Origin of the sequence: Mesomycoplasma ovipneumoniae, assembly GCF_030012565.1 — a bacterium.
In the GTDB taxonomy this organism is placed as follows: Bacteria; Bacillota_I; Bacilli_A; order Mycoplasmatales; family Metamycoplasmataceae; genus Mesomycoplasma; species Mesomycoplasma ovipneumoniae_D.
This window is the reverse complement of record NZ_CP124621.1, coordinates 806,345-830,873: the sequence shown is the minus strand read 5'-3', so window position 1 is coordinate 830,873 and position 24,529 is coordinate 806,345. Positions and strand designations below refer to the sequence as shown.

The following is a 24,529-nucleotide window of genomic DNA, read 5'->3' as shown; positions in this document are numbered from 1 at the left end:
ATATACTAGTTTACCTTTATTTTATTAGTTTTTCTATTTACAACTTTGGATTTATCACAAAACCACTAATTTTGTATAACTTTATACTCATTTTAGTCTTTTTATATTATAATTTAATATTTAGTATCATGTATGACCATAAATTAATAGAAAAAAAATGACAAAACTATTGGCAAAAAAATAACGTTTTTCAAACGAGTGAATCTTCTGACAAAAAAATCTATATTTTAGACATGTTTCCTTATCCTTCGGCAGCCGGATTGCATTTAGGGCATCCAATTGGATATACAGCATCAGATATAATTGCAAGATTTAAACGGCTTAATGGTTTTGATGTTCTTCACCCGATGGGTTGAGATGCCTTTGGTCTTCCGGCTGAACAATATGCAATTCAAACAGGCAATCACCCTGCTGATTTTACTAAAAAAAATATTGAAAACTTTAAAGAGCAAATAAATTCATTCGGTTTTTCATATGATTGAAGCAAAGAAGTTAACACAAGTGATCCAAAATTTTATGAACAAACCCAGTGAATTTTTAAACTTTTATACAAGGTTGGCCTAGCTGAAATTCGTCAGACACAAGTAAATTGATGCCCAAAATTAGGCACAGTTTTAGCAAATGAAGAAATAAGTCGTGACAAAGACGGAAATTTAGTCAGTGAACGGGGTAGTTTTCCTGTTGAAATTAAAAAAATGGATCAGTGAGTGCTAAAAATAACTCAGTATGCCCAAAAATTGCTTGATGGACTTGAGAGTATAAATTTCCCTGACTCACTAAAGTTGCTCCAACAAAAATGAATCGGCAAGTCCCAAGGCGTAATTCTTAAGTTTTACTTTGAAAATAGTCAAGATTTTATTGAAATATTTACAACAAAAATTGAGACTATTTATGGTGTTAGTTTTTTAGCAATTTCGCCTTTGCATGATTTTGCAACAAATCTTGCAAAAAAAGATGTTGAGATTAGCGACTACATTGAAAAAAACAGTTTTTCTAGTCCAAAACTTCAAAGTCAAATTTCTGGTATATTTACTAATTTATACATGATTCACCCGTTAACTTCTAAAAAAATTCCGCTTTATATTGCAAATTATGTGCTAAATGACTACGGAACTTCGGCCATTATGGGAGTTCCAGCTCATAATTTAAATGATTTAGAGTTTGCTAAAATTTTTGCAATTGACTATTTAGAAGTGATAAATGATAAAAATCTCCTTATAAATTCAGCCGAATTTAACAATTTTGAAGCCCAAAGTGCTTCAAAATTAATCTTTGAAAAATTAGAAAAATTAGAACTAGCAAAAAAAAGTATTTCTTATAAAATTAAGGACTGAGTTTTTTCAAGACAAAGATATTGAGGCGAGCCTTTTCCTGTTTATTTTGATCAAGATGGCAAAATTTATCTTGAAGAAAAAATTGTCGAACTGCCACATTTAGAAAAAATTGTTCCCTCAGGTGATGGTCAGTCCCCACTTGCTTTACAAAAAGATTGAGTTTTTTTTGAAAAAAACGGTAAAATCTACCGCCGCGAAACCAACACAATGCCCCAATGAGCCGGAAGTTCGTGGTATTATCTTGCCTATATTTTAAAACAAAATGACGGCACTTATTTAAAATTAGACTCAAAAGAAGCTTATAAAAAACTGCAAAAATGACTCCCAGTTGACATTTATATCGGGGGACAGGAACATGCTGTTGGCCATTTGCTTTATTCGCGTTTTTGACATAAAGTTTTATTTGAAGCTGGAATTGTTCCAAATTTTGAACCTTTTGACAGAGTTATTCACCAAGGAATGCTACTTGGCCCGGATGGGCAAAAAATGTCGAAATCTAAGGGAAATATTATAAATCCTTATACAGTTTTAGATAAATATGGTGCTGATAGTGTTCGAATTTTTCTAATGTTTATGGGTCCAATTAATGAAAATCGTGCCTGGGATGAAAAAGGTGCAAATGCAATTTATGCTTGAATTCAAAGGGTTATTAGAATTATTTTAAAAGATTACAAAATCGATCCTGAGCTCGAAAAAGACTCTGAATTTAGCTACTTTTATAATAATTTTGTCTTTGAAATTACTAATTTAGTCCAGGATTTTAAATTTAATGTTGCTATTTCTAAATTAATGGTGTATATTAATTTTTTAAGTAAACTTGAGTCAATCCCGTCAAAAAAATATCTTGTTGATTTTTTAGTAGTTCTATCGATTTTTGCCCCTCATATTTCAGAGGAACTGTTAGAAAAATTAGAGCAAAAACCGCTTCATTTTCACAGTTGGCCTCAATTTGACAAGGCTAAAATTGTAAAAAATACTTATAATTTACCTGTTTCAATAAACGGTAAAACTCGAGCAATTTTGGAATTAAATGACGACCAAAATCAAGACGAAATTATCGAAATTGCCAAAAAACACTATAAAATACAGCATTTTTTAGAAAATCACTCAATAGTTAAGACAATTTTTGTACCTAAAAAAATTCTAAATTTCATTGTAAAAAAATAAGCACTCATGAAAAAATTTCTTTTCCCGTTTTCAATTTCATTTATAAGCTTTTTACTTGAAATTACGACTTTATTATTAAAAGTTATTTTTAATGACGCTTTTGATTTTTACCTTTTTTTCACGTTAGCTGTCGGAATTTTCATAATTTTTATTATCTCGCTAACAGTCGGAATTGTTGTTTTTTACCAATTTATAATTAAACAAAATCACTTTTATTACCAAAAATTCGACCTTATTAACGAGGAAAATAATATTGGAATTATCAATTTATCTTCAACTTATAAAATTACAAAAGTTTCAAAATATGTCAAAGATTTATACCCAGAAAGACTAGTAAATCGTGATATTTTTTATCTTTTTCCCCAGTATAAAAAAGTCGAAGATATTCCGCCAAAATTTGAAATAAAAAGGGGAAATAACTGATTTGAAATTAATTATAATAAATTTGCATATTGAATTTCTTATCGTGATATCACACTTTTTAAGTCAATTTCACAAGGTTATGAGAATAATTCGCTTGTTTTTGCCGAGGTTGAGGTTGATAATTTTGTCTCAACTAATTTTCGCAGTAGCGATCAAGACTACCCTAAAATCAAAATTTTTATTAATGATTTTTTTGAAAAACTGTCACAAAAATATAAATTTTTGTACAAAGAATATGCAGATGGCCGGATTATGTTAGTTTTACATTATGAAACTTTTGTGCTTTGACAAAAAAATCATTTTTACATTTTTCGTGATGAGAGCACTAAAATTGATGATACAACCGAAGTTTGATTTTCAGTCGGTTTTGGATTTGGCACAACAAATTTAGTGGAAGTAAAAAGACTAGCAAATGAGGCTTTAATTTTTTCAAAAACCCGTGGTGGAAATCAAGTTTCAATTTATCCTTATGGAAAAAGACCTTTTTCTTATGGTTCTTATAGCGAATCTCTCAGCCTCCATTCGCTTGTTAGACTCAGAAGAATTGCTCGACTTTTAGTTGAAAAATTGGAAAAAATTGATAATATAATAATTTATGGGCACATTAATTCTGACTTAGATTCATTTGGTTCTGGTTATGTTTTGGGTAATTTTTTAAAAAGATACGCTGAAGTTATTTATAAAAGAAAAATTAATTTTTATATTCAAAACCAGACTTTTGACACTACAACAACAAGATTTTTATCGCAAGCTGATTTTATCAAGAAAAATATTTTTATATCGCGCTCAGTTGCATCAAAAATCACAATGGCCTCAAAAAATAACGATACTTGCCTCGCCATTTTAGTTGATGTTTCTGATGTTGAGCGAATTGAAAACAAAAAAGCTCTTGATCAAATCAATTTGGAAAATGTTTTTGTCTTTGACCATCACGGAATTAATTCCAAAATGCAAGGAATTTTGGAATTAATTCATGACTATATTGATGTCTCATCTTCATCAACATGTGAAATTATTACGCATTTAATTTTGCTAACAATTCACTCAGATATAAGTATTGATCAAGAATGGGCCCAAATTTTGCTGAATGGTTTATATGTTGACTCAGCCCAGTTTAAAAAAACCGCTAGTGCCTCAACTTTTGCGGCCGTCTCCGCCCTTGTTCGTTGAGGAGCAAAAACTGCAAAAACTGGTGAATTTCTCAAACTTAATGAAAATGAGTCAAAAATTATTAAAGAAATTCTTGAAAATGTCACCGAAGTTAAGCCAGGTTTTTTCCTTGCAAGTCTTGACCGGGAAATTGAGACTGATTTAGTCTCGATTGCTTGTGAGCAAATTTTGTTAGTTAAAAATCGTCAAGCTGCCTTTGTTGTGGCAAAATTACCGCAACAAAAAAATTATAAAATGTCAGCTCGAGGTGTTGAAAATGTTAATGTTCAATATATAGCAGAGCAAGTTGGTGGAGGCGGAAATGTAACTTCAGCAGCTGCTTATTCAACAGTTGAGACTTTTTCTGAATTTGTTGAAAATATTAAACTTGCAATTCAAAGGAGAGAATATGAAAGTAATTCTACTTAAAGACACAAAAGATGGTCGTGCAAATAGTGTTGTTGAGGTTTCAGCTGGTTATGCTAGCAATTATTTATTTAAAAATAATTTGGCAGAACCTTTAAATCCAAGAACTGAAAAACTTTTAAAAGAAAGACTAAAAAAAATTGAAGCTGAAAAGGAAAATAAAAAAAATCAGGCAATTCAACTTAAATCTCAAATTGAAAATACTGTTTTGTGATTTAAATTAAAAGGGACACTTGATTCAGTCCACGGGGCAATTTCGGCTAAAAAAATAAAAAAGGAACTTGAGACCAAAGATATTTTTATTGACAAGCACTTAATTCAAACTCCAGGAATTTCCAATTTTGGAACAAGTTATGTCACTATTAAATTAAGCCCTGAAATTAGTGCTACTTTAAAAATAAATGTTGTAAAAGATGAATAATTCGCGATATACTTCCCCTGATATTGAGTCCTTTATAATTTCTTTTTTGCTTTCAAATCCCAGAAAAATCATCAACTATATTGATGCAATTGACCCTAATGATTTTAGCGATCTCAGACTAGTTGAAATTGCAAAAGCAATCAAAACTGTGGTTGCTAGCGTTCCTGATCCTGAAGTTAATTTAATTATTGAAGAACTGCAAAAAAATCAAAAACTGGAAAAAATAGGCGGAAAATCATTCATAATTTGACTTTATAACAATAATTTTTCTTTGCCTTCAGAAATTACTTCTCACCTACGGATTGTCAGCGAGAAAAAAACTCTGCGCCAGCTCAAAAAAATCATTGAAGAATCAAGTCACGAACTAGACTTTGGTAAAAAAACTTCACTAGAAATTACAAGCCAAATTGTTGACAAAATTAATCTTTTGACTTTAGACAGCACCAAACAGTCTTTTTGTTCAATTTATGAAATTGCCCAGGAAATTTTTCAATTTATTACCGAACTTCGCACAAGTAAAAATCCTATTAAAGGAATTTCGACTGGTTATGATAATTTGGACGTTGTAACTTCTGGTTTTCAAAGGGGTGAACTTGTAATTTTAGCAGCTCGACCGTCAGTTGGAAAAACAGCTTTTGCCCTTAATTTGGCCTGAAATGTTTGCAAAAGTGGAAAATCTGTGCTATTTTTTGCCCTTGAAATGTCAAACACAGATTTAGGAACTCGGCTTTTATCATTTGTCTCAGGAATTGAGGCCAATAAATTCAAAACACCGAAAAATTTACGCCCTGAAGATTTAATAAAAATTGAAAAAGCAATTTCAAAACGACTAAAAGAGGCAAAATTGACTATAAATGACTCAGGTTCGATCAATATTGACGACATTTTTTGAGAAGTTCAAAAACGCTATCGCAACAATATTAAATATGATTTGATTATTTTTGACTATTTACAACTAATAAATTCAAGCGCAAATAATCAAAATTACAACCGTCAAGTCGAGGTTTCAATTATTTCCCGAAAATTAAAACAACTAGCTCGGGCAGTTAATACACCAATTATTGCTCTGTCGCAACTTTCAAGAAATGTCGAGCGAAGAGAAGATAAAACTCCTTTACTTTCAGATCTGCGTGAATCTGGAGCTATTGAGCAAGATGCTGACCTTGTTGCTTTTTTACATCGGGACAATTATTATAATAAAAGAGAAGATGATCAGTCTAATTTTGACAGTGGACCAAATACAAAATTAATTATTGCAAAACACAGAAATGGCCCAACTGGAACGCTATTTTTTAATTTTTTGCCTGAAATTGGCCAGTTTATTGCTGCCCTTGATTTTAATGTTGCAAACAAAAATAAAAATGATATAAATTTAGGATTAGAGGACTAATGCCGGGTTATTTTATTGCTTTAGGAATTGTTTTATTATTTTTATTTTTAATTTCGGCCATTTTTTCAGCAAGCGAAACTGTTTTTACTGCCACAAGTCGGGCAAAAGTTGATGAAAATATTTCTGATTCTTTTTGAGGAAAAAAGCAAATTCTTAAATATTATGACAATTACGAAAAAACTTTGACAATCATTTTAATTTGAAACAATATTGTCAACATCGGAATTTCTATTATAATTTCGGCACTTTTTTCTAATTTAGCAATTAATGAATCTTTGCAAATTTTAATTTCAATAGCAGCAACAACTCCGCCGTTAATAATTTTTGGCGAAATTTACCCTAAAATTTTTGGTCGAAAAAAACCAATTTTATTCTTAAAAGCTTTTTGATTTTTTATTACTTTTTTTTACTACTTTTTATTTCCACTAGCGGCTTTAATGACTAAATTTGTCAAAAAAATCAATGTAACAAACACTGAAAACGAGCTAAAAAAAATAATTTTACAAGCTCACCAAGAAGATGTCCTTGAAAAAGACGAATCTGACTTGGCAATTAGAGCGCTTGAATTTGACTCTTTTACAACCGCCAAACATTTTACCAAACTTGAAGATGTTGTCTTTGTAAAATATGAAGATAGTCTTGAATCGATCAAAGAAGTAATAATTGACTCAAATTTTTCAAGAATTCCTGTTTGAAAAGACGACAATTTTGTTGGAATTTTACTTTCAAAAGACATTTTGCACCTTGATAAATTTGACATTAATGATCATATAATAAAAACTCCGCTTCTTCTTTCGACATCTTTGATTAAAACAAATTATGAGATTTTGAAAAAATCAAAATCTCATTTAGGATTTGTAGTTGAGTCAAATAAATCGCAAAAAATCGTTGGAATTCTTACATTTGAAGATATACTTGAGTGTCTTTTGGGCCCAATTTATGATGAGTATGACTACCGCGATGACCTTGATTTTTATCAAATTAGTCCAAATCAGATTACAACAAAAGCCGAAACTTCTATTTTGACAATTAACAAAATTTTAGCGGTCGATCTTCCTGTTAATTTTAAAAATTTAAATCAGTGACTCTTATCCCAAAGTTCGAAAAAAAAGCTGGTTTTAGGGGCAAAATTTTACTTTCAAGGGCCAAAATATAAACTTGAATTTGAAATTATTGACAAAAGCGCAAATACAATCGAGCTAAAAATAACCAAAAATGAATTCCAACAAAAAAGCTAAGTTTCGCGAACTAAAAATAGACCTAAATGGTCAAAAATATCCTATTTTTGTTGAATTCAGGCCTAAAAGTTCGCGCCTGATAGTTAAATTAGTTGATGACTACATTCTTGTTCAGACCGGACTTGTCTTAACTGACGAAGTTTTAATCAGGAGCGTCAGAAATTCAAAATATTTTAATAAAATTATAAATATTTTGCCCTTAAGACAAGTACTGCACTTTTCTGAATCTTTTTTTTACCTTTTTGGTAAAAAAAACTATTTTAGCTTAATAAAAACAAAAAATAAACTCTATTTGCAAAGTCAGTTTGCTATTTTTTCCTTAGGTCGGCCAAAAAATATTGAGGCTAAAATTGAAAAACTGTTAATGAAACATTTTGAAGACTATTTAATTCAGCGAACAAAATTTTGAACCAAAACATTAGAAGTTCCTGATTATATAGTCAAACTATCGCGAAAAAATACATCATGAGGCACCAATTATTATCGTCAAAAAATTCATTATAGCAAATATTTATTTGCATTTTCAAAGGAAATTATTGATTATGTAATTGTTCATGAGGTAGTTCACCATTTTTTTCGCAACCACGGCAAGCTTTTTTGGGAAAAAATTGGTAAAATTATACCTAATTACACTGATTTAGTTAAAAAATTAACAAATTATGAGCTCAACTAAAAGTAATTTGAATGTTTATCTTTGCGGTCCTACGGTTTATAATCACGTTCATATCGGCAATTTAAGGTCGGTAATTGTGTTTGATTTTTTAGTTTCAGTATGAAAATATTTTGGCAAAAAAGTTAATTTTGTCCAAAATATCACTGATATTGATGACAAAATTATCGAAAAAGCAATGGAATTAGGACTAACTGAAGCTGAATTAAGTCAAAAATACATTTTTGAATATTTTAGTGTTCTTGAAACATTTAATGTTAAAAAACCTGACAAAATAATAAAAGTAACACAAATTCTTGACAAAATTATCGACTATATTAGTGAGTTAAAAGATAAAAATTTTACTTATTTTAATCAAAACGGGGACCTTGTTTTTGATGCAAGTAAAATTGCAAATTACGGTGTAATTTCACAACAAAAAGTCCACAATTTGTATCAAAAAGATCGTCAAAGTAAGTCTGTAAACGATTTTGTTTTGTGAAAAAAAACAAAAAAAGGCGTACTTTTTGACTCGCCTTTTGGCCTAGGAAGACCTGGCTGACATACTGAGTGTTCGGCAATTATTTATAACCATTTTGAGAAAAATTCAGTGGATATTCACGGAGGTGGCGTTGATTTGATTTTTCCGCATCATGAAAATGAAAATGCCCAACATTTTGCACTAACAAACGAGCCAATTTCAAAAAAATGAATTCGTGTTGGCTTTGTAAATTTTAACGGTAAAAAAATGTCTAAATCAATCGGAAATATAATTTTTGCAAAAGAATTTGCAAAAAAATATGATCCAGATGTTCTTCGCAGCATTTTTTTGTCAATAAACCCTAGTGTCCCGATTAATTTAACAGATGAATTAATCCAAAATCACCAAAAATTAATAACAAAATATAAAAAAATTTATTTTGATTGAATTCTGAACCCTAAAGAAATTGAAAAAACCGTTGTTGATCAAATTTTATCGCTCATTGAAGAGCAAAAATTTTCTAATGCTATTTTTTTAATCTCTAACTTAGCAAAACAAAAAAAGAATTCAGAAATTGTTTTTATATTCAAATTACTAAGATTTAGCTTTACAAAAAAAGAAATTAACTCTGAAGATCAAGAAAATATTCAAATCTGAAAAAAACTTATTGAGCAAAAAAAATATGAAGAAGCTGATAAATATCGCGAAAAATTATGAAAAAGGTTCATTTTTTCATAATTTTTTCCGCGTTTCATACGAAAGTGAAAAAATATGCTTAAATATATCTGTGGCAAGAATTCAGTGATAGAAGCAATTAAAAATGGGTTTGTTTTTAAACAAATTTACTGTTTAAAACAGCCTGATAGTCCAATTTTTTCGAACCAAAAAGTACAAATAGTTAATAAAGATTTTTTAGATAAATTAGTTTTAGCAAACCACCAAGGCTTTGTTGGCGTTGTTGAAAACTTTAAATTTTTTGAAATTGATGTTTTAAACAAGGATAGACCCGAAATTGTTTTAATTCTTGATCATATTCATGATCAAAATAATCTCGGTAACATTATTAGAACAGCAAATTGTTTTGGAATTAAGCATATAATTTTGCCCAAAAAGCGAGCAGCTAAACTAAATGAAACCACATTTAAAGTTGCATCAGGTGGCTTTATTGGTATCAAATTTATTCTTGTAAATTCAATTGTAGCTGCAATTAATAAATTAAAAAAATCAGGTTTTTGAATTTATGCCACTGATTTAAGCGAAAAAAGTAAAAAAATTAATCAAATTCAGTTTAATTTTCCCTGTGCACTTATAGTTGGCAATGAGGCTACTGGAATTAAAAAAAGTAGTTTGTATGCCAGCGATGAGTCATTTTTTATTCCGATGGAAGGTAAAATTGATTCTCTAAACGTCACAGTTGCAACGGGAATTATACTTTTTTATCTAAAAAACAAACAAAAATAAAGAACTATGAGGTTTTATTTACAAAATGTGATTAGATCGTAAGAAAAAAATAGTTAAAAATAAGAGATATTTTACCGTTTTAAACAAATATTCGCATATTTTATTAGCTTGTTCAAAACAAGTAATAAAAACTTTTGTCTTAACACCGATAACTTATCAAGACCTTTTTAATGCTTCAATCGATAAATTTGTGCAGTTATATGAAGAATTTGACCCTAGTTTAGGTATCCCACTTGAAAATTATCTTGTTCACAAAATTAAACTGTTTATGCTAGGGTATGCAACTTCTTTTACCACAAAAAACTATCAAATAGCAAATTTTTCGGTTTCACTTGACGAATTACCTGAAAATATCGAGTTTGCTGTCGAAAGTGAGCTTCACAAACTAGAAATTCAAGATATTTACAACCGAATTACCGAGTCTTTTGATGAACTTGAGATGGAAATGTTTGAAATGTTTTTTATTCAGGATATTCCAACTAATGTTATTGCTAAAAAAATTGGCATCACCACACAAAAGGTTAATGATTTTATTCGAGCCACAAGTAATAAATTAAGAAGTTTTTTCCTAAATTAATATATAATTATAGACTGTAATGTTAAATTTTTAGGATTAATATGAAGAAAAAAATTAGTCTAAGCTGCTTTGTTTGTAAAAATCGGAACTATAAAACAAATAAATCGCTTCAAACTCGCCTTCAGATTAATAAATTTTGCAAAATATGTCGCAAATCTACTTTACACCAAGAGGAAAAATAATGTGAAAAAAACAAGCAAAAAATGTTAAAATCCCTAACGAGACAAATAAAGGCAAAAAAAAATTTTTCTTTCGCCTTTTTATTAAAGAGATGAAAAGGGTAAAATGACCAACAAGTCGAGTCGCTTTTCAAAGTTTTGGGCAAACAATAATTTTTTCACTTATTTTTATGGCTGTTTTTTTCACAATTACAATTATTGCTGCGTTTATTTGAAATCAAGCCGGAGTCGGAATTTAGAAAGGAGCAAAAAATACTATGAAAATATATAAGTGATACATGATTTCAACTATTTCATCAAAGGAAGATGTTGCAATTACTTTACTTAAAAACCGAATAAAATACGAAAATTTAGAAGAGCACTTTCAGGAAATAATCAAATTTGACGTCCCTTATTATGAGGAAAGTACAAACGGAAAAGCTGAAAAAAAACTCAAATACCGTAATTTATATAAAGGTTACTTTTTTATCAAGATGAACATGGTTGATAAAGCCTGATTTGTCGTTAGAAATACTCAATATGTAACAGGACTTGTGGGTTCACACGGTAGAGGAACTAAACCAACACCAATTTCAATACGACAATTTGAGCGAATGAAAGAAAATTGAAATCAAAAAATTCTTAGTTTTCAAGAAACTAATGATACTGATGCAATAAGTTGGCAAATTGGCGACTGGGCAAAAGTGACTCAAGGACCTTTTACCGGGGATATTGGTAAAGTTATCGAGATGAATGAGACTAAAACTTTAATAACAGTCGAACTTGAAAATGTTTTTGGGCGTAAAGCTCCTGCGACTTTTGAATATAAAAATTTAAAAAAGGTCAATAACTAAAATCTAAATTTTAGTGTTGAATTTTAAATATTTTTTAAATTAACCTTATCTATCAAGGCTAAAATTTTTCTTCTTAGTTGAAAAAACCATTCTAAAACAACTATTATTTTGTTTTTTGAAAAAATTTTTGAAAAATCTGAAAAACTCCTTTCTTAAACAAAGTGTATTAAAAAATAGTTATAATTATTTTTAGTCAACAAATTAATTAAAATTTATTAACAAAAAAAGTCTTTTATTCAAGTAAAAGACTTTTTTTGTTAACTTTTCCAGATTTTCCCGAGTTTGACAGTTTGATGGCAAAAATTCCTTTTTAGTGAATATAAATATGCAAAAATACCCGGTTTACGGGTATTTTTGAAGTTAAAATCTTAATTTTTGTTATTTTAAAATTAAGCCTTTGAAAAAAAAAAAAAAAAAATGTTTGGTCAAAAATAAAATTATGTTATAATAAGTCCAACTAAGAATAAATTAATAAATTTTGATATTGAATTAAGGAGGACTTAATATGTTTTTTGTCTAAAAAAGTCAGACAGCGTGAATTATCCATTATATTTTTAAATATGATGGAATGCCTTAAATTTACCCGTTTAGAAATCTATAAATTTAGGGCTTTTAGTTATTGTTCTTTCAAAACTTCATATGTTTTTTTAGGCTCAATTTAAATAAAAACGAGTTTTCTATTTGCATTGAGTTTAAATAGTAGTTGTATTTTTTTATGATTTTTACTGTTTATTCCATAAATTGATTTTTGCCAGTGTCTTAAAATAGGTAATTAATTTTAGCCAAAAAAGTGCAAAACCAGACATTTTTTTAAGATTATCTCATCAAACTGGGAAACCCGGGAGTTTAATATTTGTGATTTTGATTTATTTATTTTTCTGAGGATTCTAATTTTTAAACTTTGCAATAAATTTGTTGTAAATTCAGAAACCAAAAAACAGCAATCCTATTACTGAAAAAATAATTAACGGAATTAGCCAATAAGCTGTGGATTTTTCAATATTGGACTCAGTAGTGTCAGAATTTTTTTCTAAACCACCAAAATTTAAATCACCTAAGGGCAAAAAATCTGAATTAAAAATAGTTAGTTCTTTTTTTCCATTTAGTTGAGGTGTTCCAGGTTTTAAAACAAGTGTTGCCTTTTCCAATTTTGGATTAGTTCGAAAATTATCCACAATTTGTGAAATATTCTGTAGGTATAAATATTTTTTTGAATCAATTTCCTCGGGTAAAAGAAGATTATAGACGTGATCTTTAATGGCATTTTCCAAATTATCGCTATTTTTTGAGATAGAAAGACTAAATTCTTTGGCTTTAATTTGATTTAAATTGTTAATTTTAGGGTTGTTTAGACTTCCTATAATATTGACAAGTTTAATAGTTTTTGATCCATAAAATTTATTAACTTTATTTTCCTTGACTTTTAGAGTCAAATTTCAAATTTTGTGAGGTATTTGTTCACTTTCTTCGATATTTTTTATCACATTTTCGACGACATTATCAAAATTTTCAATTATAAAGTCAGAATTATAGTTATATTTAACATCTTTTCAACTCGCTTGGATTTGCTCCAATATAAAATTTTTGGCATTTTGTAAGTTTTCAAGACCACTAAGATTAATTCGCTCTAACAAAAGTTCATCAAAAATATTTCTTGAATCTTGAAAAATTTCACTATTTTTTGTGGTTTTTTTCACAACGATAAATGGAGTTTGTAAATGAAAAAGCTCGTTAAACTCAGGCTTTAGATTAAAATTTGCAATTATATTTTCGTCATTTTCTTCTAAAAACAGATTCACTTTATCAAAATTTTCTTGATTTGAAAAGTAATCAATTATCTGAGTTGAATTTTGTAAATTTTTATTTACTGTGTGTTTGTCGCTTTTCAAATTAAATTTAATTTTGGTTTTATTTTTATTTTGCTCAGAATCTTTAATTTCAATATCAGAAAAACTTAAGATACCTAAAACTTCCTCAAAATTTTTTGTTTTTTTATCATCTTTTTTAAGTATCTTAATGTCAAAATCAAATTTATTATCTTGACTTTGAACAATATTTTCAATTTTTATATCAATATTACTAGAATTTTCATTGTCATCTACAAAAAATTTAGATACTTCAGAAATCATTTCTGGGTTAATTTCGAGAACTTTGTTGCCTGTTGAGCTCTTAAAACCGTGATTTGAACCTGTGTTTTCGTTATTTGTCTGTTCTAAATTTTCAAAATTTAAATTTTTTTGAACTAATAAGACAATTTTGTTTTTAATTTCAATATTTTCGTCTAATTTTTGATTAATTTTGTTAATTTGCTGTTTTTTCACAACATTATCAATAAAATTTCTTCAATATAATAAAATTTGTTCATATGTCAGTTTTTTGATGTTTTCATTTGTTATTTTTTCTAGAAGTAAGTATTGTTCTAAAATTTGACCTGCTTTTGATTCCCAAAAAGAGATAATTGATTTATTTGGAAAAACATCATTAAAAAGTTGTGAACTTGAATTTTCACCAATTGAAACAATTTTATATGATGAAAGCCCTTTGTCAAATTTAGATGAAAAAAGTCAAACTCCCCCGATCGAAAAATATTTATTTGCACTATTTGTAATGTCAAATTTTTCTGATTTTTGGCCATTTTTGCTTAAAATTTCAAAATTTTCACTATTATCTGAGTCAACTAAATATCTAAAAGATAAAACTTTATCATTCTCAGGATTTGAATTTAGCACTATATTCGCGCCTTTTCCACTAACACTTGCTTCTGCAATGAATCCAAATTCTGATTCAAGACCTAAATTAAAACGCGAAATTTCGCTTGGAAGTTGAGCAAAATTGCTATTTTCAGGTATAGAATCAGGATTTTTACCAGTTGATACTCAAACAATTTGCTTTTTTGTGCCAGTTTTTACATCAATTAACGGATCATATTCAGGATTTTTAACCTTAACTCCAAATTGGTCATAAATTGTTTGCCCATCTTTGTCTTTCAAGTAAGGCTCAATTAATTTTTGTTGATCCTTGTTATTTTTTGGATCTCAGGCAAACCACTTTATATCCATAATTGAATTTGCAGCTTTAATTACAAATTCAATTTCATAAACGGCAACTAATTCTGAATTATCCTGTATTTTATTGTCTTTTTTAAATTTCTTAATTTCAATTTTATAACTATTTGTTGAATTTTGTTGTTTTTTTTGCTCAAGCCTTAGGTCCTCAAGATCATAATCAAAATTAAGATCTAAAACATCGACAGGATTTCCGTTGACATATAAAATTTCATTTTCATCTGGATTTGTAATGAAATTTAGCTTTATTTTATTATGATATTCCCATTTTCCGCCGTAAATTCTCCGGACTCCGCCTTCTGTTGTTGCGGTTTTTGGCTCAGAAATTTTCACTGGTTCGTCAATTTTTGACTGATAAGTTTTATGGTCATAAATATTACCTGGAATAATTGTCAGTCTTTTTCAAAATTTGTCTTTATCTTCAAAAAATAAATTTACATTCACTTTGTTATTTAACTGAAAATTGTAAAAATTTTTGTCCTGAGGGTGTTTAAATCTTATAAAAAATTCAATTTGCGTGTCACCAATAATGTTAAAATGTAGATCTTCGTTGTATTTTTTCCCGTCTTTAAAAAGTTTGTTTGAAAATTCAGCAACTTTTTTTTCAATTTCTTTTAAACCTTTTTGAGATGAAGTTAGTGAAAAGCTTTGAATTTCATCATTTTTTTGTTGATTTGTTTCAATATTTATCGAAATTTGGTTATTGTTGATAATTGAGTTATTAAAATTTTGCCTTAAATCAGACAAATATTTTTCAAGAGCTAGATCCTTATTTAGAACTCTTTTTTGATATGAATATCGATATTGTAAATTTACAGTAAATTTTTTAATTTTATCTCTTTGTAATTCAAATCCCACACTGTAAATTAAATGGCTTATTTTTATATTTTTAAGATTAAAATTCCTTTCAAGTTCGCCAATTTTATTTTTGGCATATTCATTTAAAATGTTTGAAATGTTGATTTTATTATGTTTTTTTGATGAAATTGATAATGAATTTCGATCAAAAATTGACTTATCATATTCGCCATAAATGCTAAAAATTGTTTCTTGTTTTCAATCTCTGAATTTGGATTCGCTTAAATAAAATTGTCAATTTCGACAGCTTTCAAGTTGACTGCAATATTCAGGTGCTAAATTTTCATCTCTTATTTCAGGTTTTGACCCTGGTTTGTAAAATTTTTCTTTGATTGTTCGGTCAAATCAATATGAATTTAGTTTTCTTATTTCACTTTTTGAGTCAATGTTTTTATCTTTTATTCACTCAAAACTAAATGAATCAGGTTGTCTTTCAATTTCTAAGTCAAATTGAGCACTAAAATTTGCAAACTCAGACTTTATTTCATAATTATCATAATTATTTAACTTAAAATAAGCTGTGTTTTGGTAACCTGCTGACAAAAAAAGCACAGGAATAAGGCCAGAAATTAAAAAAAATGGTACTTTTTTGATCATTAATCTCCTTTGTTAATTAGTTTATCGCCTTTATCGAAAAATAATTTTTTTTCTGCATTGTTAAAATAGCCTGAACAAATATATCGATCATTTAGATTTGCAGAAAAAATAAACTCACCTATTTGGGCTAGTGCAATAAATTTTTTTTCTTCATCAGTAAGTCCACCTGAAGATGAAAAAAGTTTGTCTACTTTATTTATATCGTTACTTTTTAAATTAAAAAAGAAAGCATACTGGCAGTTTTCAATAATTGCTTCACTTTTTCGGGCAGCTTCTCCGCTAATTGCAAAATCGCCGGGATTTTGTGTTGTTATTATCAAGCCACCGTTGTATTTACGAATAGTTTTAGCAATTTTAAACAAAAAATCTAGCGCGATTGTGTTTGATTCATCAATAAATCGGTGCGCCTCGTCGACAATTAAGGTAATTTTTTTATTTTTGTAAAAATTTGTAGCAATTTTTCCTTCTATAAAAGACAGAATTAAAAAAAATGCTGCTTGGTAAATACGTTTTTCAAGATGCATCAATGTTGAAACATTAAAAATTACAAGACCATTTTGAATATCAAAGTTGGAATTTTGGCCATTAAAAAGTCGATTAAGTTTACCGTATTTACTAAATTCGTATTCCAAAGTTGATGAGACAATCATTTTTTCATGCTGACTAATGTAGGAAAAATCCATTAATTTGTAGTTAGCGATTAAGTCATCAATAGTTGGAAATTCACCGGGCTCAAGAAGGCTAATATCATTAAAAAGTGTGTAAAAGTTCTTATTTTTATAAATTTCATTGACACATTCAATGATTGACATTAACATTTTGTGATCTAAATTTGGAAGTAAAATGCCAAAAAACCGCTCTAAATTTTGTAGGTGAAGTGAAATAGTTTCTGCGTTGTTATAAATACTTTCATCAATAATTTTTGACTGAGGATTAAAAACTTTTTGAATTTGTAAAGGGTTAAAAATTGTCGATGATCCACTGGCAAAATTAATTGTATTTGCTTTTAGTTCTTCACCGATTTTCCAATATTCGTTTTGTGGATCTAAAATAATCACTGAATTTCCGACAGCTTTATTATAAGTTAGCAATTTTTTTGTCAGTGTCGACTTACCAGCGCCAGAAGTTCCTAAAATAAAACAGTTTGAATTTTTTCGATCTTGATTTTGCAAAAAAAGATCGAAAAAAATAGGAGTATAATCAGTTTTACTAATTCCAATTATATTATAATTTCCGTCATTAAAATTTCGCGATGTAAAAGGAATTCCAAAAGCAACATTACTTGCCTGCATTTCAATTTCTTCCTTTAAAAAGTTGCTAAAACGGAAAAAAAGTGAAGCAAAACCTTGCAATTGACGGTATTTTAGTGGATTTATTGTTCCACCAATGTTTCTTAGATTATTTCGATTTTTACTTTCAATTTCTTTAAGTTGAGATTTAGTCTCCCCTCAATTCAAAAAAATGAACGTCGAATAAAATATTTCTTCATTTGAAGAACCAGCAATATTAATTATTTCTTCAAGAGCTGCTCGTTCTGTAGCAGTTTTAGATTTTTGGACAACGTTTTTTTGGTCATTCAAATTGGATTCTAAATTTTTTGCACCTCGGTTAAAACTTGTTTCTTTTTCGGCACTTGTTAGTCGATTTAAATGTCAAACAACGCTGCTATTTGTTGAAAAAAGCTGGGCTGCTCATCCAAGAGGAAGATTAAAAGGATATTCATTAATTGTTTGAACTGAAAAATAAATGTCATTAATTTTAAAATATTCTGGATGTCACTCAATTCGGTCTTGTGCCAAATATTTGCTAATATCATCCCCTTCTTGAATTTTTTTATATTCCTGGTCACTTAAAAAATCACTAAAATTGATTATTTTCAAATTTAAATCAAGCAAATCTCTAAGTGTGCAAGTTTTAGCCCGAAAACCTGTTGATGAAATATTCGATCTGAGCAAATTAAGTTGCTGAAGCAAACTAACATCATTTTTTTCATAAATAATAATAAAATAACGATGATGCAGATAAGTGTCAAAATTTGCAATATCATTTTTGTAAAACTGACAAAAATTCTCGTTCAAATTAGCTTTGCATTCATCCTGATTTTGTAAAAAAAATAGTTTATTTTTTGTTAAATCATTAGGATGAGCAATTTTTACAATCGAAATTCTACTATTAATAGCATTAAGACTTGTTGTAAATTGTTCAAGAATTTGCTCAATTTTTTGACTTCCAATGCTGAAAATATCTTGACCAAAAATTTCAATTCCAGCTATAAATCCGCCAGAAATTTTAATAAAATCCTGTTTAGTGCGGCTATATGGTAATAAATTTCGTGTATTTGCACTTGTAGAGGAAATTTTACTATAAACTTTAGGTCTTGCAAAATAAAGAGCGATATACCAGATAATTTTATAACCTTTTAGTCCCCAATTTTTGTAGTATTTTACTAATGGAACTGTTCAAACTAAAAAAAATGCCGTAGAAATCAACATTTTTACCAAAATAAATAAATTTTCAGGCAGCGCAAAACCAATAGAGGCAGAAACTAAAAACAAAACGATAATTATCGGAATGTCAATTAGCGTAATGTGTCGAAAAATTTGGATTTGAACGTTTTTAATTCGTTTATTTTGTAATTTCATAATTTCCCTGTCCAAAATACAAAATGTTTGTATTAATTGTTTTAGTTATTTTTTTCTTGTTTTTCAGCGCTATTAGTGTTTGGTTTATCTGATTGCACCTCAATTTGTTCATCTTTTTTAGTCATATTTTGGTTTAACTCATCTTTAACTGGGTTGAAATTTTGGTTAGATTCAGCAGTTTTTAATTCAGAATTTAAGACTATTTCAGTATTATTTTGGTCTTGACTCTCAACATTAATTTCGGCTTTTTTACTTCTAGTTCGTGTTTTTTGGGTGCTAAATTGTCAATTTTTTCATCATTTTGTTCAACTTGTGGGCCTGCTTTTTCAATGGTTTTTACATTTTCGTCTGATGTTGCAGGTGTGTTACTACTTTTTTCACTAGTTTTTATTTTTTTGCCTTTTCTTTTGTGTCGCTAGTTTTTTCATCTAATTTTGAATCAGCTTTTTCAATTTTTACCTTTTTTTCTTTAGATTCACTTGCTTTTTCTGCTTTAGTTTCTTTCTTTTTTACTGCTTTTTTAACTTTTTTAACCTCTTTTTCAGAGGTTGTATCTTTTGTTTTAGAAGATTTTCTTCGTGTTTTTTTAGTTTCTTCTGCAGGTCACTCACCTCAAAATCTAGCTCAAAAACCTTTCTTTTTTGCAGCTTTTTCTACTATTTCTGGATTTTCAGTTTGCTGTTTTTCATCAGATTTATTTTCAGAATTATCTTGTTGATCTGAATTTGGTGTAATTTCAACATCATTTTTTTCCAATTTTTGCTGTTTTTCTTCACTAGATTCATTTTTAGATTGACTTAATGAATCAGTTTGTTCTAATTTATCATCAGAAGTCGGGCTTTTTTCAGTCAATAATGAATTGTTTTGATTTATGTTTGCTGCTTCGTCGATTTTATTTTGAGATGATGAATTTTCTGATGTTTTTTCAACACTTGAGCGAGTATTTTTTGCCTTTTTCTCTAAAATTTGACTTGAATCGGCTCTTTTAAATTTCGAGAACAAATTATTAATTTTTTTGCTAAAAAAATTTTTTAATCCTGTTTGTTCACCATTTAAAGCCCGATTAGCTCTGTAATTGCTTCACTTTTTAATCAAAGGTCTAGCCTTATATGCAGCAAAAGCAATTCCAGCCCCGATTCCGACTAGGTCCATTGCATTTCTTCAAGGACTTTGCTTTTGGTTTGGAAGAATTGAATTATCAACAATATCAAAAGGCTTTTTTTGATTTCACTTTGAAGGTAGTCCTGTTAAATCAGTAGCATTTTTGTGATTATTTTGATTTAATTTAAACATTGTCCCAGCTGCTCCAGCAAGCGCAACCCCTCCAACTTTTAGAGTAGAGGAAGCCAATCTTTGGTGGTGTTCAACGGCTCCGGCCTGTCCATAATTAGCGGCAATTTGGCGAGTAAAGGTAGAAATTGCCAGCCCGCCCCCGATTATAAAAGATATTTTTAGCAAAAAACGGAAGATAAATATCCCTTTTGCACCTTCAAAATCAATCGAATCTGCAATTTTATAGGTCGAAGCTACTCAAATTAAGAACAAATTAAAACTGACTTGGTAAATAATAATTACCGCAAATTGGCCAAAAAATGTTCTTGTTCAACTTTTTAGTTTTCGACCATCGTCCCAAATGCTACTTACTGCTCAAAGTGGCATGGTTATAAAATTCATAAAAAGTTGCGCTGATGCAGTGAAAAGTGAAATAAAACTAATTCCTAAAATATAGGCAACAACAATTGAAGATGCCGAAAGTGTTATAATTAAAATTATCGCCTCGCCAGATTCCATTGTCGTAAAAGTTGAATAAGATGGAACACTAAAATCTTGGCTAATTGTTTGAATTTCGCTGTCAGGAATTTTGTTTGATGCCGATCTTAACATTAAATCAATTAAATTTTGGTCACCACTAATATAATTATTTATTATTGTTAAGGTTGACTGAATTCCAATTAGTAAAGTAAAAAAAATAACCGGAAAAGTAAAAATAAAAATAAACGAGCCAACACTAACTTTCGACATTGCCGCAATTTCACTGTCTGCAGAATTTCGGCGAAAAATTAAAAATTTAACATATCGCAAAATAAGAACAATAAAGCCCATTGAAATCGAGGCAATTGCAAAAATTCAAAAACCGATTGGAAGACTTTCGAACGAAAAAGTTTGCCTATGAAAAATTGCATGGACAATAATGTTTATGCCAATTTTTTCGAAAATATAATTAAAAAAGGCAATAACTGAAAAAGGTAAATAAACAAGTAAATACCATCCTAAAACAAAAAATGGGTAAGTAATAATATTGATTAAACCACTAAAAAGTCAACCAAACATTACCCTTTAACTCCGCCAGTTGCGGCTGAACTTGCAACAGAAATTATTACTGTTGATAATCCAAGAGCAACTAGAATGATCACAAATCCAATTGAAGACCAAATTAATGCTTTTTTTCACTTATCACGCTTTTCAACATCGTGGGAAATTGAAAGCATTGTTGCAAAAAAGACAATTGCTGCAACTAAAATTCCGCCAACAACAGGCATTCCTATTTGAGTCAGATATTTTATTCAATTTTGCAACGTAGTTGCAAGAGTTGATAACTCGCCTCCAACTTTTGTGTCTTGAAATAAACTTAAAAAATACATTATTCTTCACCCATTCCTATTTTGTAATGCACATCTTTAATTTCAGTTATCCAATTTGCTCCTTGATAGATTAAGTCAAAAGAACCTTTAAAATCAATTAGATTTTCATAATTATCATCATAAAAGCAATAAATTTCCTTACCAAGATCAAGAAAATAATTAACTAAATTTTGTGATCCACCTTTTTGTCTGAGTGAATAAATCACTAAAAAATTACTAAGGGCAGCAACTAATCGATTCCGTTGGATTAGCCGTTTTTTATTAATGTTAACCCCCTTAGGGTATTCAGAAATTATCAATAATTTATCGTAGTCTTTAAAATTTTCAAACATTCAAGGATTTTCAACACCATTTACTGAAACGCCAATAATTGGTATTTCATGTAAACGGAAAAATTCCATTACTTTTTGTTCCACTCCTTTATATGCATTTGTTACTAAAACGTGTCTTTTTATTATTTGATCAAGTGAACGATTAAAAAAATTTTGAACCTGGGGGATGTAATTTTCACCAATTAGCGAAGCTTTTGGCTGTAGGTCGTTTAAAAATTCGATATTGCCACTATAAAATATCACATATGGTGGGTTTTTAAGAATCCGTAAGGATTCAGGGTAATTTTTATCTGTAATTGTAATTGCCCTAACCTCCCCTGAATTAATTAATTGTTCAATTTTTTCTATTTGCTCATCACTTACCTCTTCATTTTGTTGAATTGCCTTTTGGATTGAAAAATAATCCCCTTTATATTTGATTGCATAATGGATTAATTTTTTATTCATACGTCCTCCTTCTGCTATAAATTAAGAAAAAAGACCAAGAAAACGTTAAAAAAAACTTTTTAGCTAAAAAGTTTTTTTATTGTCCTTTTTTAGTAAATAAACCTAAATCTGGCTTAACTTATTGTTTTTATTTTTTTCCTGAGCTTTCCCAGTTTGATGCAAAAATTCACTTTTTACTGAGTATAAATATGCAAAAATACCGTCAAATCCATGTTTTTTGAGGCAAAACCTTAATTTTTATTATTTTAAATCTAAGCTTTTGCAAAAAAAAAAAAAAAAATGTTTGGTCTAAGAAAAAATTATGTTATAATAAACCTCACTAAGAATGAATTAATAAATTTTGATATTGAATTAGGGGGATTAATTATGTTTTTTTGCATGAAAAAAATCAAATAGCGCGAATTTTCCATTATGTTTTTAAATATGATGGAATGCCTTAAATTCACCCGTTTAGAAATCTATAAATTTAAGGCTTTGAATTATTGTTCTTTCAAAACTTCATATGTTTTTTTAGGCTCATCATAAATAAAAATGAGCTTTCTATTTGCATTGAGTTTAAATAATAGTTGTATTTTTTTATGATTTTTGTTAGTGTTTTAAACTAAAAAAGTAGTTTAAAAATTTCATAATTTTACTTTTTAAGTTAAAATTTTAGCTTTTTTAGTCAATAAACTTAAATTTAGCTTAACTTATTGTCTTTATTTTTCTCGAAATTTTTGAATTTATAGCAAACTAAAACATAAAAAAAGCTATGAATTCATAGCTTTTTTTATGTTTTGATGGATTTTAAAACAATATTAACTAACTACTTTTCTCAATTTTTTCTTTTTTAGTCAAGAATTTAAAAATTTAACGATATATCCAATTAACATTGCAGCAACGTAACTTATTAAAGGTATAAACTGCTCAAAAGTTACTTCTTCAGAACTAATAAAAGGTAACTGAGAAACAATAAGGGTAAATAAAATAACAACCATACCTAAAATGTAAATTACAATTTCTCAAATTGGTATTTGCTCGTTTTTTCGTCATTTTCAAATTAAAACTGTAAAAAGTGTGAGAAAATACTGAATTAAAAAGGAGATATTTCCTGCCTTTAAAATTGTACCAAAGGTGTCTGTAACACCGGCAATTCTAGGAATAATTGTAAAAATTATACTTGAAGTAATTGCCAGCGAAACTGAAAGATAAATAGCATGATGGTATTCGTTGTGTTTATTTTTTTTGGCAAAAATGGAAGGTAAAAAACCGTCATCAGCAAGTGGAGCAATATATCTTGCATAAGGTTGAACTGATCCCATTGTTGCTGACATTCGATTAAAGAATAATCCGATTGTAAAAAGCGATACTCCTGTGGTACCTCAAAGAGTTTTGTAGACTTGTTCAAGTCCAAAGTTTGAAAGATATTCTTTACCAAGTCCTATAAAAATTATATAAAATAAAAAATAGGAAGAAATTACTATAAGAAACATTAGAATTATTACTTTTTTAAATCGTTTTGTTTCGACACTTTGTGAAATTGTCGCTAATGACTCAAAACCACCATAAGAATAAATAAATGATAAAATTGTACTAGCAAATAATGTAACACTAAAAGGTTCGATTTGGCTAAAGGTATGTCCATATGTATTTGATTGAATAATTAAATAAATAATTAAACCAAAACCAATAAGAAGTGTTGCCCATTTAAAAATAGCAGTAACTAAAATTATTTGTTTTGAGAGTTTAAACCCAAAACTACCAGCAAGAATTAAAATTATATAAACTACTAATGAGATTGAAACATAAACTCATTGGCGATCAGGATCAAATTGTGTTAGTAGAGTTGAAAAAAATAGCGGACTTGTTGCCGAAAAAAGCATAATTCGGGCTACTTGATTTCAACCTGAGAAAAAAACAAGTCCATTTTTAAAGGTTTTTTTAGCATATGCATATGAACCACCAACTTCATTTTGGTATTTTTGCCCAGCTCGAGCAAAAGCAAAAATAACTGCTAAAGTAATTAAAGATGTCAGAATAAAGACAAAAACACCCCAAATTCCTTGATTAATTACTCTCGAAATAGTGGCGATAAAGCCAAATCCTACAACATAATTTAGCCCATAAAAAATAAATTGTCGTTCTGTAAGTGTGTTTTTTGATTTAGTTTTCATAATTTTGGCCTTTAATTTTCAAAATTGTATTAAATTGTACCACTAGAAAAAATAATTAATTAAAA

General features: G+C 28.7%; 18 protein-coding genes. 12 read left to right on the top strand and 6 right to left on the bottom strand.

Annotated features, from left to right (window positions below; all coding sequences use genetic code 4):
* Positions 1-128 precede the first annotated feature (128 nt).
* Genes leuS through nusG form a run of 12 tightly spaced genes read left to right on the top strand, consistent with a single transcriptional unit; the run spans position 129 to position 11,728 of the window.
* Positions 129-2,501, top strand: coding sequence for a leucine--tRNA ligase (gene leuS / locus QJQ40_RS02875; RefSeq protein ID WP_282861138.1), 2,373 nt, complete (start codon positions 129-131; stop codon positions 2,499-2,501).
* A gap of 6 nt (positions 2,502-2,507) precedes the next feature.
* The gene (locus tag QJQ40_RS02870) at positions 2,508-4,502 is read left to right on the top strand and encodes a DHH family phosphoesterase (RefSeq protein ID WP_044285635.1); all 1,995 of its coding nucleotides are present in this window, start codon (positions 2,508-2,510) and stop codon (positions 4,500-4,502) included.
* Positions 4,483-4,920 carry a 50S ribosomal protein L9 gene (gene rplI, locus QJQ40_RS02865; RefSeq protein ID WP_282861137.1) on the top strand — a complete coding sequence of 146 codons (438 nt, stop codon included), beginning with the start codon at positions 4,483-4,485 and terminating at the stop codon, positions 4,918-4,920. Before QJQ40_RS02870 ends, rplI begins: the two co-directional genes overlap by 20 nt.
* Positions 4,913-6,310 carry a replicative DNA helicase gene (dnaB, locus tag QJQ40_RS02860; RefSeq protein ID WP_282861136.1) on the top strand — a complete coding sequence of 466 codons (1,398 nt, stop codon included), beginning with the start codon at positions 4,913-4,915 and terminating at the stop codon, positions 6,308-6,310. The genes rplI and dnaB overlap by 8 nt, the downstream gene beginning before the upstream one ends.
* On the top strand, positions 6,310-7,548 hold the full coding sequence (locus QJQ40_RS02855) for a CNNM domain-containing protein (protein ID WP_282861135.1): 1,239 nt from the start codon (positions 6,310-6,312) through the stop codon (positions 7,546-7,548). Before dnaB ends, QJQ40_RS02855 begins: the two co-directional genes overlap by 1 nt.
* Positions 7,526-8,221 (top strand): YgjP-like metallopeptidase domain-containing protein, encoded by a 696-nt coding sequence (locus QJQ40_RS02850; protein WP_282861134.1) that lies wholly within the window; start codon positions 7,526-7,528, stop codon positions 8,219-8,221. The genes QJQ40_RS02855 and QJQ40_RS02850 overlap by 23 nt, the downstream gene beginning before the upstream one ends.
* On the top strand, positions 8,208-9,416 hold the full coding sequence (cysS, locus tag QJQ40_RS02845; protein ID WP_282861133.1) for a cysteine--tRNA ligase: 1,209 nt from the start codon (positions 8,208-8,210) through the stop codon (positions 9,414-9,416). The genes QJQ40_RS02850 and cysS overlap by 14 nt, the downstream gene beginning before the upstream one ends.
* A gap of 33 nt (positions 9,417-9,449) precedes the next feature.
* On the top strand, positions 9,450-10,139 hold the full coding sequence (rlmB, locus tag QJQ40_RS02840; RefSeq protein WP_282861132.1) for a 23S rRNA (guanosine(2251)-2'-O)-methyltransferase RlmB: 690 nt from the start codon (positions 9,450-9,452) through the stop codon (positions 10,137-10,139).
* A 25-nt stretch (positions 10,140-10,164) separates the two neighbouring features.
* Complete coding sequence (locus tag QJQ40_RS02835; RefSeq protein ID WP_282861131.1) at positions 10,165-10,716, top strand: sigma-70 family RNA polymerase sigma factor; 552 nt, start codon at positions 10,165-10,167, stop codon at positions 10,714-10,716.
* A 41-nt stretch (positions 10,717-10,757) separates the two neighbouring features.
* The gene (gene rpmG / locus QJQ40_RS02830) at positions 10,758-10,898 is read left to right on the top strand and encodes a 50S ribosomal protein L33 (RefSeq protein ID WP_010320912.1); all 141 of its coding nucleotides are present in this window, start codon (positions 10,758-10,760) and stop codon (positions 10,896-10,898) included.
* Complete coding sequence (gene secE / locus QJQ40_RS02825; protein WP_282861130.1) at positions 10,898-11,134, top strand: preprotein translocase subunit SecE; 237 nt, start codon at positions 10,898-10,900, stop codon at positions 11,132-11,134. Before rpmG ends, secE begins: the two co-directional genes overlap by 1 nt.
* 18 nt (positions 11,135-11,152) lie before the next feature.
* Positions 11,153-11,728 carry a transcription termination/antitermination protein NusG gene (gene nusG / locus QJQ40_RS02820; protein WP_282861129.1) on the top strand — a complete coding sequence of 192 codons (576 nt, stop codon included), beginning with the start codon at positions 11,153-11,155 and terminating at the stop codon, positions 11,726-11,728.
* Positions 11,729-12,615: 887 nt separating this feature from the next.
* On the opposite strand, the gene QJQ40_RS02815 is transcribed toward nusG, so the two are convergent.
* The 6 genes from QJQ40_RS02815 to QJQ40_RS02790 all read right to left on the bottom strand — a co-directional run bounded on the left by QJQ40_RS02815 (position 12,616) and on the right by QJQ40_RS02790 (position 24,467).
* On the bottom strand, positions 12,616-16,248 hold the full coding sequence (locus QJQ40_RS02815; RefSeq protein ID WP_282861128.1) for an Mbov_0399 family ICE element protein: 3,633 nt from the start codon (positions 16,246-16,248) through the stop codon (positions 12,616-12,618).
* Complete coding sequence (locus tag QJQ40_RS02810) at positions 16,248-18,890, bottom strand: Mbov_0397 family ICE element conjugal transfer ATPase (RefSeq protein WP_282861127.1); 2,643 nt, start codon at positions 18,888-18,890, stop codon at positions 16,248-16,250. Before QJQ40_RS02810 ends, QJQ40_RS02815 begins: the two co-directional genes overlap by 1 nt.
* Before the next feature lie 387 nt (positions 18,891-19,277).
* On the bottom strand, positions 19,278-21,221 hold the full coding sequence (locus tag QJQ40_RS02805) for an Mbov_0396 family ICE element transmembrane protein (protein WP_282861126.1): 1,944 nt from the start codon (positions 21,219-21,221) through the stop codon (positions 19,278-19,280).
* On the bottom strand, positions 21,221-21,532 hold the full coding sequence (locus QJQ40_RS02800; RefSeq protein ID WP_044285624.1) for an Mbov_0395 family pilin-like conjugal transfer protein: 312 nt from the start codon (positions 21,530-21,532) through the stop codon (positions 21,221-21,223). Before QJQ40_RS02800 ends, QJQ40_RS02805 begins: the two co-directional genes overlap by 1 nt.
* A complete protein-coding gene (locus QJQ40_RS02795; RefSeq protein ID WP_282861125.1) occupies positions 21,532-22,311 on the bottom strand; it encodes a DNA-processing protein DprA in 780 nt (259 codons plus the stop codon). The genes QJQ40_RS02800 and QJQ40_RS02795 overlap by 1 nt, the downstream gene beginning before the upstream one ends.
* 797 nt (positions 22,312-23,108) lie before the next feature.
* Entirely contained in the window at positions 23,109-24,467 is a 1,359-nt protein-coding gene (locus QJQ40_RS02790; RefSeq protein ID WP_334305361.1) for an APC family permease, read from the bottom strand.
* Positions 24,468-24,529: the final 62 nt, after the last annotated feature.